Genomic DNA, 15,316 nt, shown 5'->3' with positions numbered 1-15,316 from the left:
GCCACCGCGCCGTCTCACCGGTACACGACGACCTTGTCGCCGTTGCGCACGCGCGCGTACAGGTCCGCGATCGCCCTCTCGTCCCGCACGTTGACGCACCCGTGCGAGGCCCCCGCGTAACCGCGGGCGGCGAAGTCGTACGAGTAGTGCACGGCCTGGCCGCCGCTGAAGAACATCGCGTACGGCATCGGTGCGCGGTAGAGCGTCGAGAAGTGGTGCCGGGACTTCCAGTAGACGTGGAAGACACCTTCCCGGGTCGGCGTGTACTGGGAGCCGAACCGCACCGCCATCGTCGACACCGTCCGCCCGTCGACCATCCAGCGCAGCGTCCGGCTCGACTTGCTGATGCACAGCACCCGCCCCGTCAGGCAGCGCGGGTCCGGTGCGGCGGCCGGCTGCCCGCCCATCGCGTACAGCTGCCATGTCCCCGGTTCGCGCGTCATCGCCACCAGCCGCTGCCAGGTGACGGTGTCCGTCCGGCCCGTCCGGGGCAGCCCGCGCTTGCGCTGGAAGCCGCTCACCGCGCGCTCGGTCCGGTCGTCGTACGTACCCGTCGGCCCGCCGGCGAGCCAGCCGATCTGACGCAGCCGCGCCTGGAGTTCGCGGACGTCGCGGCCCGTGTCGCCCCGCTTCCACAGCACCCGTGGCGCGGGGCGGGCGGGCGGCGCGGGGGCCGGCCGGCGGGCGGACGGGGCGCGCTCGGGCGGTACCGCGGGTGCGGCCCCGGGTGCGGCCGGGCGACCCCCCGCACCGTCGGTCCCGGGCGCCGGAGAGCGCACCGTGCCGTTGACGCCGGACGCCGGTGTGCCCCCAGGACCGTGGACGCCGGGCGCCGGCCGGCCCGTACCGCCGACGCCCGGCGCCGGTGGGCCCGTGCCGTCGATGCCGGGGCCCGTCACCGTGCAGCCGCCCGCCGCCAGCACGGTGCCCAGGGCGCACGCGACCGCGCCCGACCTGTACCGCGCACTCCTCATGCCCCTCATACGCATCACTGTCCCCGTCGCCTCAGGGTTCCGCACGGATGTCCCCCAGAGATGCTCCCCGCGGATGACGCGCGGCGAACGGCGCGGCATCGTTGTGACCGGGGCCGCAGCGCGCCTGTGAGCAAGGTCCCAGCGTGTGCCCCTCCACCCGGGCGCACACCCGCCGATACAGTCCGTCGGAGGGTCGGTCTGTACTGGCGAGTAACTGACGGGTAGTTCGAGCAGCTCGAACACATGCTCAGCGGGAGGCAACACACCATGACGCGCGAGTCGGGCAGTGTCCGATCCACCGAGAGCGGACTGCCCATCGAACCGGTCTACGGGCCCGACGCCCAGGCGGGCTGGGACCCGGCCGAGAAGCTGGGCGAGCCGGGGCGGTACCCCTTCACCCGCGGCGTGTACCCGACCATGTACACCGGCCGCCCCTGGACGATGCGCCAGTACGCCGGCTTCGGCACGGCGACGGAGTCCAACGCCCGCTACAAGCAGCTGATCGCCAACGGCACGATGGGCCTGTCCGTCGCCTTCGACCTGCCCACCCAGATGGGCCACGACTCCGACGCCCCGATCGCCTCGGGCGAGGTCGGCAAGGTCGGCGTGGCGATCGACTCGATCGACGACATGCGGGTGCTGTTCGGCGGGATCCCGCTGGACAAGGTCTCCACGTCCATGACGATCAACGCGCCCGCCTCGCTGCTGCTCCTGCTCTACCAACTCGTCGCGGAGGAGCAGGGCGTCGGCGCGGACCAGCTGACCGGCACGATCCAGAACGACGTGCTGAAGGAGTACATCGCGCGCGGGACGTACATCTTCCCGCCCAAGCCCTCGCTGCGGCTGATCGCGGACATCTTCAAGTACTGCAGGGCCGAGATCCCGAAGTGGAACACCATCTCGATCTCCGGCTACCACATGGCCGAGGCGGGCGCGTCGCCCGCGCAGGAGATCGCGTTCACCCTCGCGGACGGCATCGAGTACGTGCGCACGGCCGTTGCGGCCGGCATGGACGTCGACGACTTCGCGCCCCGCCTCTCCTTCTTCTTCGTGGCCCGCACGACGATCCTGGAGGAGGTCGCCAAGTTCCGCGCGGCCCGCCGGATCTGGGCGCGGGTGATGAAGGAGGAGTTCGGCGCGAAGAATCCCAAGTCGCTGATGCTCCGCTTCCACACCCAGACGGCCGGCGTCCAGCTGACGGCCCAGCAGCCCGAGGTGAACCTGGTCCGCGTCGCCGTCCAGGGCCTGGCGGCCGTCCTCGGCGGCACCCAGTCGCTGCACACCAACTCCTTCGACGAGGCCATCGCGCTGCCGACCGACAAGTCCGCCCGCCTCGCGCTGCGCACGCAGCAGGTCCTCGCCTACGAGACGGACGTGACGGCGACGGTCGACCCGTTCGCCGGCTCCTACGTCATCGAGAAGATGACCGACGACGTCGAGGCCGCCGCCCTGGAGCTGATGCGGAAGGTCGAGGACCTCGGCGGCGCGGTCAGCGCCATCGAGCACGGCTTCCAGAAGAACGAGATCGAGCGCAGCGCCTACCGCATCGCCCAGGAGACCGACTCGGGCGAGCGGGTCGTCGTCGGCGTCAACCGCTACCAGCTCGACGAGGAGGAGCCGTACGAGCCCCTCCGCGTCGACCCGGCCATCGAGGCCCAGCAGGCCGAACGCCTCGCCAGGCTGCGCGCCGAGCGCGACCAGCAGGCGGTGGACACGGCCCTGGCCGCCCTGAAGAAGGCCGCCGAGGGCGAGGACAACGTCCTGTACCCGATGAAGGATGCGCTGCGGGCCCGGGCGACGGTGGGCGAGGTGTGCAACGCACTGCGCGAGGTGTGGGGGACGTACGTGCCCTCGGACGCCTTCTGAGCACGTTTCTGATCACCCGTCGGACGCGCTGGGTGCGCGTCCGTACCGACGGCTGAAACACCGGCGCGGAGTGTCGCACCCCCGTGCGACACTCCCTCCATGTTCGGCGTCATCGACCTCCCCACCTACCTGGCAGGCCTCGTCCTCATCGTCCTCCTGCCCGGCCCCAACTCCCTCTACGTCCTCTCCGTGGCCGCCCGCCGGGGCGTGCGCGCCGGGTACACGGCCGCCGCCGGGGTCTGGTGCGGGGACGCGGTGCTGATGACGCTGTCGGCCGCCGGAGTGGCCTCGCTGCTCCAGGCCAACGCCCTGCTGTTCGGGATCGTGAAGTACGCCGGTGCCGGCTACCTCACCTGGCTCGCGGTCGGGATGATGCGGGCCGCGTGGGCGATGTGGCGGACACGCCGGGAGGAGGCCGCGCCGGACGCCGCCGCCCCCGTGGCCGGGGACGAACGGCCCTTCCGCCGGGCCCTGGTCGTCAGCCTCTTCAACCCGAAGGCGATCCTCTTCTTCGTGGCCTTCTTCGTGCAGTTCGTCGACCCCGGTTACGCCTACCCGGCCCTGTCCTTCGTCGTTCTCGGCGCCTTCGCCCAGTTCTTCAGCTTCCTCTACCTCAGCGCGCTGATTTTCAGCGGCACCAAGCTGGCCGCGGCCTTCCGGCGCCGCAAGCGGCTGTCGGCGGGGGCCACCTCGGCGGCGGGTGCGCTGTTCCTGGGCTTCGCGGTGAAGCTGTCGGTGGCCAGCGCCTAGGCGCAGGCCGTCAGACCAGGCCGAAGCGGGCCAGGTGACCGCCGAGGCCGGCCGCGTCCTCGCCCGCCCAGCCGACGTCTCGGCTACCGCGACGGAGCCAAGGTCTTCAGCGGCTCACGCTTCACCGGCCTGGAGCACGCCGAACAGATGGAGGACAGCCTGCGCCTGTTCACCGCCGCCGGCTTCACCCTCCCCCAGGCGGTGCGGGCGGCCTCGACGACGTACGTCTACACGCTCGGCTTCGTCACCGAGGAACAGGGCGTCGCACCCCTGCCCGACCAGCGGCGCGAGGGCTACGACATGGACGAACGCGCCCGCCGGATGGCCGACTTCCCCCTGTCGGCCGCGGCGGGCGCGGAGATCTTCGCGGACTACGACCGGCACTTCGAAGAAGGGCTGGCGCTGGTGATCGACGGAATCGCGGCGCGCTACGGCCTCGACTGAGACCCGGCCCCCGCCCGCCGCCGTGCCGCCAGCCGGCGGCGTACGGCCCGGGTGACGACCGGCGGCAGCAGGTCCAGGGCGAGGCGGCGGGCCCGGTCGCGGGGGGACGGCGCCGACGCCGGCCGCGCCGTGCGGCCGTCCTGCCGTGCCGCCTTCGTCTGCCCCGGCAGTGACGCGGCCCCCGGCTGCCGGCCCTGCGGGCCCGACGCGGGCGCCCGGTGCCGGGAGACCGGAAGCGACGGCAGCCGCATCGTCTTCCCCTTGGCGCGGAACCGGACCAGCCGGTGCCCGGCGGCCCACTCCACCGTCACCGAGCAGTCGTCGCGCTCACGCAGCGCGGCGAGCAGCCGCTCCTGGACGGGCTCGGGGTCGCCCCAGGTGGCGTACAGCTTCTGGGTGCTCAGGCAGACCGGACGCAGCCCGCGGTTGAGCACGGCCTCCCAGGCGGCGACGGCCACGCCCGGGGTGTGCTCGGTGCGGTAGTCGTCGAGGACGACGATGCCCTCGGGCAGCAGCAGGTCGCGGACCGCTCCGATGTCCCCCTCGACGTGCTCGTACAGGTGCGAGGCGTCGATGTGGGCGAAGCGGCAGGTGCCGGGCGCGACCTCCCCGGTGATCGCGGAGCTCGGGGCCTGCACGATCGTCGGCAGGGTGTCGTGGAAGGACAGGTAGTTCCGCTCGAAGGCCTGCCGGGTGAGCGTGGAGTACGACTTCGCCGACTCGGCCCGGTTCGCCTCGTCCGGGGCGTCCGCCTCGAACAGGTCGCAGACGGTGAGCTTCTCGCCGTCCTGGAGGTGGTGGCCCAGCAGGATCGCGCTCTTGCCCATGTAGGCACCCAGTTCGAGCAGGTCGCCGCGGGTCCCCGCGGCCTCCTGCCGTTCCAGGAACCAGGAGAACAGCACCTGGTCGAGCGGCCAGAACCAGCCGGGGACGTCGTTCAGCTCAGCGGGATACGTGTGCGTAGCTTGCGCGGTCGCCATGAAGGGAGGATGCCTCCTCGGCACCGGAAAGGCAGCGGGCGCGCGCGGCCCGGTGGACGGAATATCGCACGAATCGCTCAATGTGATCGGCTGAGCACGTTCCGCAGCCGCGGTGTCAGCGGCTTCTCGACGAACCGGTGCAGCAGCCAGGCCAGCACCAGCATCCCGGCCACCGTCAGCGCGAAGGTCACCGCCGACGGCACGTGCAGCCCGCGGTGCAGGAAACGGATCGCCACCCAGCCCAGGTGCTCGTGGACCAGGTAGAACGGGTACGTCAGCGCACCGGCCACCGTCAGCCAGCGCCAGTTCGCCCGCTTCAGCCACCCCAGCGCGACCGCCGCGACCGCCAGGAAGCCCAAGGCGACGACCAGGACGATGCCGAAGGTGGTGCGGTGCGCGAAGGCGTTCGGGTCGGTGGCGTTCCACAGATCGCGCACCGCGTAGTGCTGGCCGATCAGGAAGCCGGCGGCCACCAGGCCCCACGCGTGCGCGTCCCGCCGGTCGCGGTGGACGAGGTACAGGCCCACGCCGCCCACGAAGAACGGGGCGTACTCCGGCATCAGCACCAGTTCGAGCAGCGGCTCGTGCGCGGCCTGCGCGAGGGCCGCGGCCAGCAGCCAGCCGGCGCAGAACATCAGCACGCGCCGGCGGTTCGCGCCGGGCAGGACGACGCACAGCGCGAACAGCGCGTAGAAGCGGACCTCCACCCACAGCGTCCAGCACACGCCCAGTACCCGGTCGGCGCCCAGCGGCTGCTGAAGCATCGTCAGGTTGACCAGCGCGTCGCTCGGCGACACCGCCTCGTAGACGACCACCGGCAGCGCGAACACCGCCGTCACGAGGATCACCGCCGCCCAGTAGGCCGGCAGCAGCCGGGAGGCGCGGGAGGCGACGAACGACGTCAGGGACCGGCCCCAGCCGCTCATGCAGATCACGAAGCCGCTGATCACGAAGAAGACCTGGACGCCGAGACAGCCGTAGGCGAAGAAGGTGTGCAGCGTCGGGAACTGGAACTGGGCCGAGCTGCCCCACGCGTCGGTGACGGAGCCGCCGCGTCCCCCGTAGTGGTACGCCGCCACCATCAGCGCGGCCACCAGTCGCAGCCCGTCCAGGGCCCGCAGCCGGGCCGGTGCCGCCTTCGCCCGCGGCACCCCCGGTATCGGTGCGCCGGGCGCCGGTGCGGTGGCCGCGCCGGGCCCCGCTGCCGTCGTGCTCACGACCGTCTCGGTCACTGCTGGTCTCCTTCGGCCGTTCCCTCACTCGTCGTCGGTCAGGACGCCCGCGGACAGGCCGAGTTGCGAACGGCAGTGCGAGGAACGCGTGTGTGGTGGGTGGGGCAAGGCTAGGCATGCCCCCGGCCGGGAACGGCGCCGCCGGGCGGACCACTGGGGGAATTTCCGCGGAACGCCGGATGACGGAACGGCGACGGCGGCCGGTCCTCCCGCGCGGTTCACCGTCCCGTCACCCGACATCACCTCAGCGTTTGATCGAGCGACGAATGGCCCGCGCCCGCCGCACCACCTTCCGCGCGGTGGAATTGTGCGGCAGAAAGGCCAGCCGCTCCGGAATTCCGCCGGGCAGTCCCAGTGAGGTGAGCCGCCGCTTCTTGAAATACCGCCAGGTGCGGGTGTTCAGATTCCCGTGCAGGAATTCCTCCGCGTCCGGCCGCAGCTCGGTCAGGATCTTCGGCTGCATCGCGAAACCCACCGCCCGCACCAGCGCACCGAGGGCCTCCGTGTCCAGAGCCCGGCGCCCCTCCGCGACGGCCGCCGCGTCGTCCGGCTCGGGCAGCAGCGCGTCGACGATGGTGACGGGCACCCGGTTGCTGTTCTCGTACGGCGTCAGCCGGTCCAGCAGCGTCTCGGTGCCGACCCGGGCGACCGGCAGGCCGTACAGCGCGGACGCGGTGAGCAGCGCCGTGGAGAAGCAGCCGACCACCAGCGCCGGACGCATCCGCTGGTACAGCACCTCGGCGAGCACCGGCGTGTCCACCACCGTGAGGGCGACGCCGAGCCGCTCCGCCTCCTCCTCCAGAGTGCGGGCGAAGCGGGCCGGGGCCGTGGGGTGCGGCTTGAACACCACGCGGGTGTGCCCGAGGCCGACGGCACCGGTGAGCATCCGCACGTGCAGGGCCTCCTCCTCCTCGGCGGAGAGGATGCCCAGCGCCGACAGGTACTGCCCGAGCAGCAGCGCGGGCCCCTCGACGTCCGGCAGACCGGCGCCGGTGTCCGCCAGCTCGGCCAGCACCTTGGTGAACGCCTGGGTCGGCACGAGCTCCGGGCCCACCCCGAACTCGGTCAGCAGCAGCGGGGTGAGCCCCGGCACCAGGTCGAGGTGGAGCAGCCGCTCCACGCGGGTGCCGACCAGCGGGTCGAGCTTGTTGCGGGTCGGCCCGTAACTCATCAGGCCGTCCGCGTACACGGTCAGCGGCGCGTCCGGGAAGAGCTGCGCCACCCCCAGTGCGGGCTGCACCTGGAGGGACTCCACCACCAGCGCCACGTCGTCGTCCCCGAGGCCCCAGGCCAGCCGCAGATACCGCTCCCACATCGGGGCGTCGTCCACGCGCGGCGCCCAGCCGCCCGGGTGGAACGGGAAGATGGTCTCGTTCCACGACACCACGTCGTCGAACCGGTCCCGCAGCCGCTCGAACCCCGGCATCGCGTCCAGGGCCGGCGTCGTCTCGGGCGTCGCCGCGTTGTTGGACACCAGCAGGATCCGCCGGTCGGCCGCGTCGAAGCAGCCGGCGTCCAGGGCGGCGGCGAGCGTGGCCGTGCCGTACAGCGTCGACGCCAGGAAGATCTGCGTGCTCACGCCGCCACCTCCGCGGCCGGCGCCGGACGGCGGCGCAGCCGGCGCAGCCGTGTCGCCCGCTCGGTGTCCATCGAGGCGAGCACCTCGTCGAGCGCGTCCTGCGGCATCCGCCGCAGCGCGGCGGCGCTCATCGCCTTCAGTTTGCGTGCCACGGCAGGCTCGAACCTCTCGATGGAACCCAGATGGTGGGAGATGATCGCGCAGTACGTGCGCACCGCCTTCGGCAGCAGCCGCGCGGCGTCGGCGTCCGCGGCCGTCTCCGCGACGACCTGGTCGAAGGCGCGGATGAAGTCCAGCTGGCGCACGTCCCCGATCTGGGTGAGCGAGGACGCCACCCCGCGCCGGTAGAAGACGCCGAGCAGCCCGGTCACCGCGAAGGACTCCGCCTCCCGGTGCAGCCTCCAGATCCACGGCCGGTCCTCGGCCGTGCGCAGCCCGTCGGTGAAGTGCAGCAGGCCCCGGTCGGCCAGCCGGCGGTGGTAGATCCCCGCCCAGGCGTACGCGTAGTCGACCGAGGTGGAGCGGTGGGCGGGCAGGATCGCGTCGCGCGGTCGCAGGGAGACGTTCCTGCGCCCGTGCGGCACCCGGACCACGGCCCGGGACCTGGCCGTGCACTGCACGTGGTCGGTGCGCACGAAGTCGCAGCCCAGGTCCTCGATCGCGGCGACCAGGCGGTCGTAGTGGCCGGGGGCCAGCCAGTCGTCGCCGTCCAGGAAGGTCAGGTACTCGCCGCGCGCCCGGTCGATGCCGGTGTTGCGGGCGGTCGCCAGACCGCCGTTGCGCTCGTGGCGGACCAGCACCGCCCCCGGCAGCTCGTCCTCCGCGCGCGCGAGAAGGTCCGCGGTGCCGTCGGACGAACAGTCGTCGACGAGAATGAATTCGAAGTCGTCCCGCGCGTTCGCGCGCAGACTCCGCAGGGTGTCGGGTGCGTATGGCCGCACGTTGTAGAACGGCACGATGACGGAGAGCTTGGGCACGTCCGCGACGTTAGGCGGCAGCCCGGCATGTCGCTTTACCTGTGCCTTGATGCGAGGTGAACGAGGCGTGGCGAAGCCGTGAAGTGGATGGGATTTCCGGCGCCCCGCGGCCCGATTCGCCGTTCGGCGATGTGCTGTTCACCGTTTGTTGCATTCCGGTTGGGCGGTTACTAGAAATGGCTTCCTAGCGTCCTCGGTGTGCCAGCAAGTGCAACGAAGGCCCGGCGGATCGCCGTTCTCGCGGATTCCGACACCCGGTGGAAATGGGGCGCGCTCACCGCGTCCCGCATCTCCCCCGACGGTGCGGACCTCCACCTGGACGGCTACCTCCTGCGGGGCCGAGCCACCCCCACCGCCCGCCAGTTGGCGGAAGTCGGCGCCGACGCGGACTCGCTCCGCGAGGTGACCGCCGCCGAGTTCCTGCGCGCCATGGCCGAGGAGCCGTACGACGTGCTCGTCCTCGCCCTGGTCGGCGGCGGCGTCCAGGCCGTGCTGCACGGCCTGCGACACGTGTGGGACGGCCGCACCGACCGGCCCGTCGTCGTCACCGGCTACGTCGGCGTCGTCTACGAGAAGCTCACCGACGGCCTGCTGCTGCGTCACGGCGCCGACCTCGTCCTCGCCAACTCCCGGCAGGACGCGGACCGTTTCCGGACCGTGTACGAGGGGGTCGGCGCCGACGCCTCGGCAGTGACCGAGGTCGCGCTGCCCTTCCTGGGCGGTGCGGAGCACACCGGCGAGCACGGCCACCCGTACACCGTGGTCTTCGCCGCCCAGCCCTCCGTCCCGGACGGCCGCCGGGACCGTACGTACCTGCTCGACCGGCTCGTACGGCACGCCCGCCGGCACCCCGAGCGGGAGGTGCTGCTCAAGCTGCGCTCCAAGCCGGGCGAACACACCACGCACATCGAGGAGCTGCCCTACCAGAAGCTGGTGCAGAAGACGGACCCGCCGCCCAACTTCCGCCTGGTCTACGGCCACATGGGCGAGGTCCTCGACCGCACCGACCTGCTGGTCACCGTCAGCTCCACGGCCGCCCTGGAGTCCCTGCACCGCCGCATCCCGACGGCCGTGCTGACCGACCTAGGGGTGCGCGAGGCCCTCGGCAACCACCATTTCACCGGCTCCGGCTGCCTCGCCTCCTGGGACCAGCTCGACGACGGCCACCTGCCCGTGCCCGACCCGGCGTGGGTCGCCCGGCAGGGCGTCGCGGCCGACGGCACCTACGCCACCGCCTTCGACACCGCCCGGGCCCGCATCACCGAGCTGCTCGGCCGGCCGGGCGGCCTGCCTCCGCTCCGCCCCTACTACACACCCGTCACCGCCCCCGGCTATCTGCCCGGCATCCTCGCCCGCCACCACCTCGCCCCGGACGGCAGCCCGCTGCCCGGCGCGCCCGCCGCCGACAGGGAGCCCGGCCCGGTCCGCCAGATCGTGCGCCGCGCCGCACGCGGCGCCTACCGGCACGGCGTCCAGCGCGTCGCCCCGGTGATCCGCCGGATGGGGGAGCTGTGACCGGCCCGCACCCCACCCCGCCCCAGACCCGCGTACCCGCCCGAGGAGACCGAGGAGCCCCTGCCATGACCCAGCCGGACGACCCGGAAGCGGGCCGAGGCGCCTCGGTGCGCCGCGTGCTCGCCGTCATCCCCGCGCGCGGCGGCTCCAAGGGCGTGCCCGCGAAGAACCTCGCCCCCGTCGGCGGCGTCCCCCTCGTCACCCGCGCCGTCCGCGAGTGCCGGGCCACCCGCCTGGTGACGGACGTCGTGGTCTCCACCGACGACCGCGCCATCGCCGCTGCCGCCCGGGAGGCCGGCGCCGAGGTCGTGCTGCGCCCCGCCGCCATCGCCGGGGACACGGCCACCTCCGAGGCCGCGGTGCTGCACGCCATGGACACCCACGAGGCCCTGCACGGCGCCGCCGTCGACGTGGTGCTGCTCGTGCAGTGCACCAGCCCCTTCCTCGTCCGCGACGACGTCGACGCGGTGGCCGGCGCGGTCGCCGAGGACGGCGCCGACACCGCGGTGACCGTCGCCCCCTTCCACGGCTTCGTCTGGCGGGACGGCACCGGCGGGGACGACGGCGGCCACGGCGTCAACCACGACAAGTCCTACCGCCCCCGCCGCCAGGACCGCCCCCAGGACCTGCTGGAGACCGGCGCCGCCTACGCCATGGACGCGGCGGGCTTCCGCGAGCACGGCCACCGCTTCTTCGGCCGCACCGAACTGGTCCGCACCGACCCGGCCCGCGTCCTGGAGATCGACGACCCGCACGACCTGGCCCGCGCCCGCGCGCTCGCGCCCCTCTTCGACGGCGCCCGGCCCGGCGCCCTCCCGACCGCCGAGGACATCGACGCGGTCGTCCTCGACTTCGACGGCACCCAGACCGACGACCGGGTGCTGATCGACTCCGACGGACGGGAGTTCGTCTCCGTGCACCGCGGCGACGGACTCGGCATCGCCGCCCTGCGCCGCAGCGGCCTGACGATGCTGATCCTGTCCACCGAGGTGAACCCGGTCGTCGCCGCCCGCGCCCGCAAGCTCAAGCTGCCCGTGCTGCACGGCATCGACCGCAAGGACCTCGCGCTCAAGCAGTGGTGCGAGGACCAGGGCATCGCCCCCGAGCGCGTGCTCTACGTCGGCAACGACGTCAACGACCTGCCCTGCTTCGCCCTCGTCGGCTGGCCCGTGGCCGTCGCGAGCGCCCACGACGTCGTCCGCGGCGCCGCCCGCGCCGTCACCACCGTCGCCGGCGGAGAGGGCGCGATCCGCGAGATCGCGAGCTGGCTCCTCGGCCCCTCCCTCGACCCTTCCACGACCCCCGCTCCGCTCATCCAGTCCACGTAAGGAAACCCCCAGCCATGAGCACCGACTCCCGCATCCGCACCTTCGGTACCCGCGAGGCCGGCCCCGGCCGCCCCGTCTACGTCACCGGCGAGATCGGCATCAACCACAACGGCGACATCGAGAACGCGCTCAAGCTGATCGACGCCGCCGCCGAGGCCGGCTGCGACGCCGTCAAGTTCCAGAAGCGCACCCCCGAGATCTGCACCCCGCGCGACCAGTGGGACATCGAGCGCGACACCCCCTGGGGCCGGATGACGTACATCGACTACCGCCACCGCGTCGAGTTCGGCGAGGACGAGTACCGCCAGATCGACGAGTACTGCAAGAGCAAGAACATCGACTGGTTCGCCTCCCCGTGGGACACCGAGGCCGTCGCCTTCCTGGAGAAGTTCGACGTCCCCGCCCACAAGGTCGCCTCCGCCTCCCTGACCGACGACGAGCTGCTGCGCGCCCTGCGCGCCACGGGCCGCACGGTCATCCTCTCCACGGGCATGTCGACCCCCAAGCAGATCCGCCACGCGGTCGAGGTCCTGGGCAGCGACAACATCCTGCTCTGCCACGCGACGTCCACCTACCCGGCGAAGGCCGAGGAGCTGAACCTCCGCGTCATCAACACCCTCCAGCAGGAGTACCCGAACGTCCCGATCGGCTACTCCGGCCACGAGACGGGCCTGCAGACCACCCTCGCCGCGGTCGCCCTCGGCGCCACCTTCGTCGAGCGGCACATCACCCTCGACCGCGCCATGTGGGGCTCCGACCAGGCCGCCTCGGTCGAGCCGCAGGGCCTGACCCGCCTCGTCCGCGACATCCGCACCATCGAGGCCTCCCTCGGCGACGGCGTCAAGAAGGTCTACGACTCCGAGCTCGCCCCCATGAAGAAGCTGCGTCGCGTCACCGGCGTCGTCGCCGAGGCGGAGATCGCCGCGGCCGCCGGCGAGCCGGTCACGGTCTGACCCACTCCCACCCCCCACCACGCCCTACGACGGGACGGTCGCACGCCGATGAGCCCCCGCGCCGGGAACGCCGGCCCCCGCACTCTCGCCTTCGTCGAGAGCCCGGTGCAACTGCTGAACGTGCTGGAGTGGGCGCACACCCGTGCGCCCGGCGCGGAGCTCACCCTCGTCGTCCTGTCCCCGGTGGACCCGATGACCCGCGGCCAGCTGCGCCGCATGGCGGAACTGGCCCGGCGCGAGGGCCACGAGGTCCGCTGGGAGGAGGCGCGGGGCGGCGCCACGGCCCCCTTCCGCACGGTGGGGAGCCTGACGACCCCCCTGCGCCGCGCCGACCGGGTCGTCATGGGCGACCCCTTCTCCCGCTACGTCCAACTGCTCCTGACCATCACCCGGGCCCGGGACCTGGTCGTCGTCGACGACGGCACGGCCACCATGGAGTTCGTCACCCAGCTGGCCCGCGGCGAACGCCTGGTCCGCTGGCACCGCAAGGGCAGCCGCCCCGGCCCCCGCGACCTGCTGTTCGCCCCCGTGTCGCGGTCCGCCCGGCGCCGCCTGACCCCGGCACGGGGCCGCCACGTGGAGGTCTTCTCCGCCATGCCCGTGGAGGAGACCCCGGACGGCGTCACCGTGACCGCCAACGCCTTCGCCTGGACGCGCTCCCGCTTCGGCCCGCCCCGCATCACCAAGGGCGCCGACATGGTCGGCACCTCCCTGGTGGAGACGGGCGTCGTGGACTCCGACCGCTACCTGGACGCCGTCCGCTCCCTCGCGAAGACCCACGGAGCGGCCCGCTACTTCGCCCACCGGCGCGAGAGCACCGAGAAGCTGCACCGCCTGGCCGTCGAGACGGGCCTGGAGATCGTCCGCCCCGACCTGCCCCTGGAACTGATAGCCCGCCGTGGCCCGATCGGCCGTACCGTCCTCAGTTTTCCGTCCACGGTCGTCCACACCCTCCCGCTCGCCCTCGCCGGCACGGAGGTCCGCGTCGCCGTCTGCGACATCGACCCCGCCTGGCTCACCCGCTCCGCCTCACCCCGGGCGAGCGGCTTCCTGTCGGGCGTCACGGGCGCGGCCCGGGACGTGCACCGGCTGTCGGCGGTGGCGGGGGCCGGTTAGCGGACACCCGGCCGGGCCACCACGTGGACAGCCCCGGCGTGGCACACCCGTACCGTGGTATGCGTGGAAGGAGCAAGGAAAGCGGAGACGGGTACGAGGGCCAAAAGCGGGTGAGTTTACCCACCTCCGTCGGCACCCATGCGCCGGACGGCCAACTTTTCTTCCCCTAACGGGCTGAACTTTTGTTGATCGCAGGACAGTTGACCGCCTCGGCGTCCTACCCTTCAGAGGGTGAAGCAATTGATGTCCCGAGAGTCCGAGGCCGATCCGTCAGGGGAAGCGCTGCTTCCCGGCACCCTGCCCGAGGCACTGCGCGCTGAGCTCGTGGCCTTCCGCCGCGACCTGCACATGCATCCCGAGCTGGGCAATCAGGAGTTCCGCACCACCGCCGCGATCAAGGAGCGGCTCGAGCGGGCCGGCCTCAAGCCGCGGGTGCTCCCCGTCGGCACGGGACTCGTCTGCGACATCGGCACCGACTCGGGACAGTGGGCCGGCGGGCCGCGCATGCTCGCGCTGCGGGCCGACATCGACGCGCTGCCCATCCCGGACACCAAGAGCGAGTGCGCGTACCGCTCGATCGTCCCGGACCGCGCCCACGCCTGCGGGCACGACGTGCACACCACCGTCGTCCTCGGAACCGGCCTCGTGCTCGCCGCCCTGCACGAGCAGGGCCTGCTGCCCCGGCCCGTGCGGCTGATCTTCCAGCCCGCGGAGGAGGTGCTGCCCGGCGGTGCCGCCGACGCCATCGAGGGCGGCGCGCTCGACGGGGTGCGCCGCATCCTGGCCGTGCACTGCGATCCCCGGGTGGACGCCGGCAAGGTCGGGCTGCGGGTGGGCCCCATCACCTCCGCCTGCGACCGGCTGGAGATCTCCCTGAACGGCCCCGGCGGGCACACCGCCCGGCCGCACCTGACCACCGACCTGGTCACCGCCGCCGCGCGGGTCGTCGTCGACGTGCCCGCGATCGTCGCCCGGCGGGTGGACAGCCGCAGCGGCCTCGCCATGACCTGGGGCCGGATCGACTGCGGCCACGCCCCGAACGTCATCCCGCAGCACGCCGAGCTCGCGGGCACCGTGCGCTGCCTCGACCTCGACGCCTGGCGGCAGGCGCCCGACCTCGTGGTCGGCGCCATCGACGAGGTCGCCAACCTGCACCGGGCCAAGTCCGAGATCACCTACGTCCGGGGCGTGCCCCCCGTCGTCAACGAGGTGACGAGCACCGAGCTGCTCCAGGCCGCCATGGCCGCCCGGCGCGGCACGGACTCCGTCGAGACCACCGAGCAGAGCCTCGGCGGCGAGGACTTCTCCTGGTACCTGGAGCACGTGCCCGGCGCGATGGCCCGGCTCGGCGTCCGCCCGCCCGGCGAGCGCATGGTGCGGGACCTGCACCAGGGCGACTTCGACGTGGACGAGCACGCCATCACCGTCGGCGTGGAGATGTTCACCGCGGCCGCCCTCATCGACGCCGTGCAGTAGCCCGCTTCGGTACCGTTCGGCCGCGTTCGGCCCGGTGGTTCACCGGGCCGTCACCGGCCAGCGGCACGAATGGGTAACGGCACTGCGGAACCCCGTTCCCAGGAGTTTCTACGCGCGTTAATGTGC

General features: G+C 72.7%; 12 protein-coding genes and 1 pseudogene. 8 read left to right on the top strand and 5 right to left on the bottom strand.

Annotated features, from left to right (window positions below):
- Positions 1 to 14: 14 nt before the first annotated feature.
- Positions 15 to 974, bottom strand: coding sequence for a L,D-transpeptidase family protein (locus IEZ05_RS06380; protein WP_189229224.1), 960 nt, complete (start codon positions 972 to 974; stop codon positions 15 to 17).
- A gap of 267 nt (positions 975 to 1,241) precedes the next feature.
- Here IEZ05_RS06380 and IEZ05_RS06375 point away from each other — a divergent pair, with 267 nt between their 5' ends.
- From IEZ05_RS06375 to IEZ05_RS06365, 3 genes and pseudogenes are all read left to right on the top strand, one after another.
- The gene (locus tag IEZ05_RS06375; RefSeq protein ID WP_189229012.1) at positions 1,242 to 2,840 is read left to right on the top strand and encodes an acyl-CoA mutase large subunit family protein; all 1,599 of its coding nucleotides are present in this window, start codon (positions 1,242 to 1,244) and stop codon (positions 2,838 to 2,840) included.
- Positions 2,841 to 2,939: 99 nt separating this feature from the next.
- A complete protein-coding gene (gene leuE / locus IEZ05_RS06370; RefSeq protein WP_189229011.1) occupies positions 2,940 to 3,590 on the top strand; it encodes a leucine efflux protein LeuE in 651 nt (216 codons plus the stop codon).
- A 78-nt stretch (positions 3,591 to 3,668) separates the two neighbouring features.
- A pseudogene (locus tag IEZ05_RS06365) lies at positions 3,669 to 4,034 on the top strand (TetR/AcrR family transcriptional regulator C-terminal domain-containing protein); the annotation flags it as partial.
- Here the strand turns inward: IEZ05_RS06365 and IEZ05_RS06360 are convergent.
- The 4 genes from IEZ05_RS06360 to IEZ05_RS06345 all read right to left on the bottom strand — a co-directional run bounded on the left by IEZ05_RS06360 (position 4,019) and on the right by IEZ05_RS06345 (position 8,802).
- Positions 4,019 to 5,014, bottom strand: a complete 996-nt coding sequence (locus tag IEZ05_RS06360; RefSeq protein WP_189229010.1) for a class I SAM-dependent methyltransferase — start codon at positions 5,012 to 5,014, stop codon at positions 4,019 to 4,021. The pseudogene IEZ05_RS06365 and the gene IEZ05_RS06360 overlap by 16 nt on opposite strands.
- Before the next feature lie 77 nt (positions 5,015 to 5,091).
- Positions 5,092 to 6,246 (bottom strand): acyltransferase family protein, encoded by a 1,155-nt coding sequence (locus IEZ05_RS06355; RefSeq protein WP_189229009.1) that lies wholly within the window; start codon positions 6,244 to 6,246, stop codon positions 5,092 to 5,094.
- 244 nt (positions 6,247 to 6,490) lie between these two features.
- Positions 6,491 to 7,825, bottom strand: a complete 1,335-nt coding sequence (locus IEZ05_RS06350; RefSeq protein WP_189229008.1) for a polysialyltransferase family glycosyltransferase — start codon at positions 7,823 to 7,825, stop codon at positions 6,491 to 6,493.
- Positions 7,822 to 8,802 carry a glycosyltransferase family 2 protein gene (locus IEZ05_RS06345; protein ID WP_189229007.1) on the bottom strand — a complete coding sequence of 327 codons (981 nt, stop codon included), beginning with the start codon at positions 8,800 to 8,802 and terminating at the stop codon, positions 7,822 to 7,824. Before IEZ05_RS06345 ends, IEZ05_RS06350 begins: the two co-directional genes overlap by 4 nt.
- Positions 8,803 to 9,000: 198 nt before the next feature.
- Between IEZ05_RS06345 and IEZ05_RS06340 the strand changes: the two genes are divergently transcribed.
- The 5 genes from IEZ05_RS06340 (at position 9,001) to IEZ05_RS06320 (ending at position 15,190) form a co-directional block, all read left to right on the top strand.
- The gene (locus IEZ05_RS06340; RefSeq protein ID WP_189229006.1) at positions 9,001 to 10,317 is read left to right on the top strand and encodes a DUF6716 putative glycosyltransferase; all 1,317 of its coding nucleotides are present in this window, start codon (positions 9,001 to 9,003) and stop codon (positions 10,315 to 10,317) included.
- 65 nt (positions 10,318 to 10,382) lie between these two features.
- Positions 10,383 to 11,645: an N-acylneuraminate cytidylyltransferase gene (locus IEZ05_RS06335; RefSeq protein ID WP_189229005.1), complete on the top strand. Its 1,263-nt coding sequence runs from the start codon at positions 10,383 to 10,385 to the stop codon at positions 11,643 to 11,645.
- Between the two features lie 14 nt (positions 11,646 to 11,659).
- Positions 11,660 to 12,598 (top strand): N-acetylneuraminate synthase family protein, encoded by a 939-nt coding sequence (locus IEZ05_RS06330; RefSeq protein ID WP_189229004.1) that lies wholly within the window; start codon positions 11,660 to 11,662, stop codon positions 12,596 to 12,598.
- A 48-nt stretch (positions 12,599 to 12,646) separates the two neighbouring features.
- Positions 12,647 to 13,714 (top strand): hypothetical protein, encoded by a 1,068-nt coding sequence (locus IEZ05_RS06325; RefSeq protein WP_189229003.1) that lies wholly within the window; start codon positions 12,647 to 12,649, stop codon positions 13,712 to 13,714.
- Positions 13,715 to 13,957: 243 nt separating this feature from the next.
- On the top strand, positions 13,958 to 15,190 hold the full coding sequence (locus tag IEZ05_RS06320) for a M20 family metallopeptidase (protein ID WP_189229002.1): 1,233 nt from the start codon (positions 13,958 to 13,960) through the stop codon (positions 15,188 to 15,190).
- The last annotated feature ends 126 nt before the right edge of the window (positions 15,191 to 15,316 follow it).

The sequence above is a fragment of the Streptomyces flaveolus genome, from assembly GCF_014648815.1.
Lineage (GTDB): Bacteria > Actinomycetota > Actinomycetes > Streptomycetales > Streptomycetaceae > Streptomyces > Streptomyces flaveolus.
The sequence above is the reverse complement of the archived record's forward strand: the minus strand, read 5'-3'. Positions and strand labels throughout refer to the sequence as shown.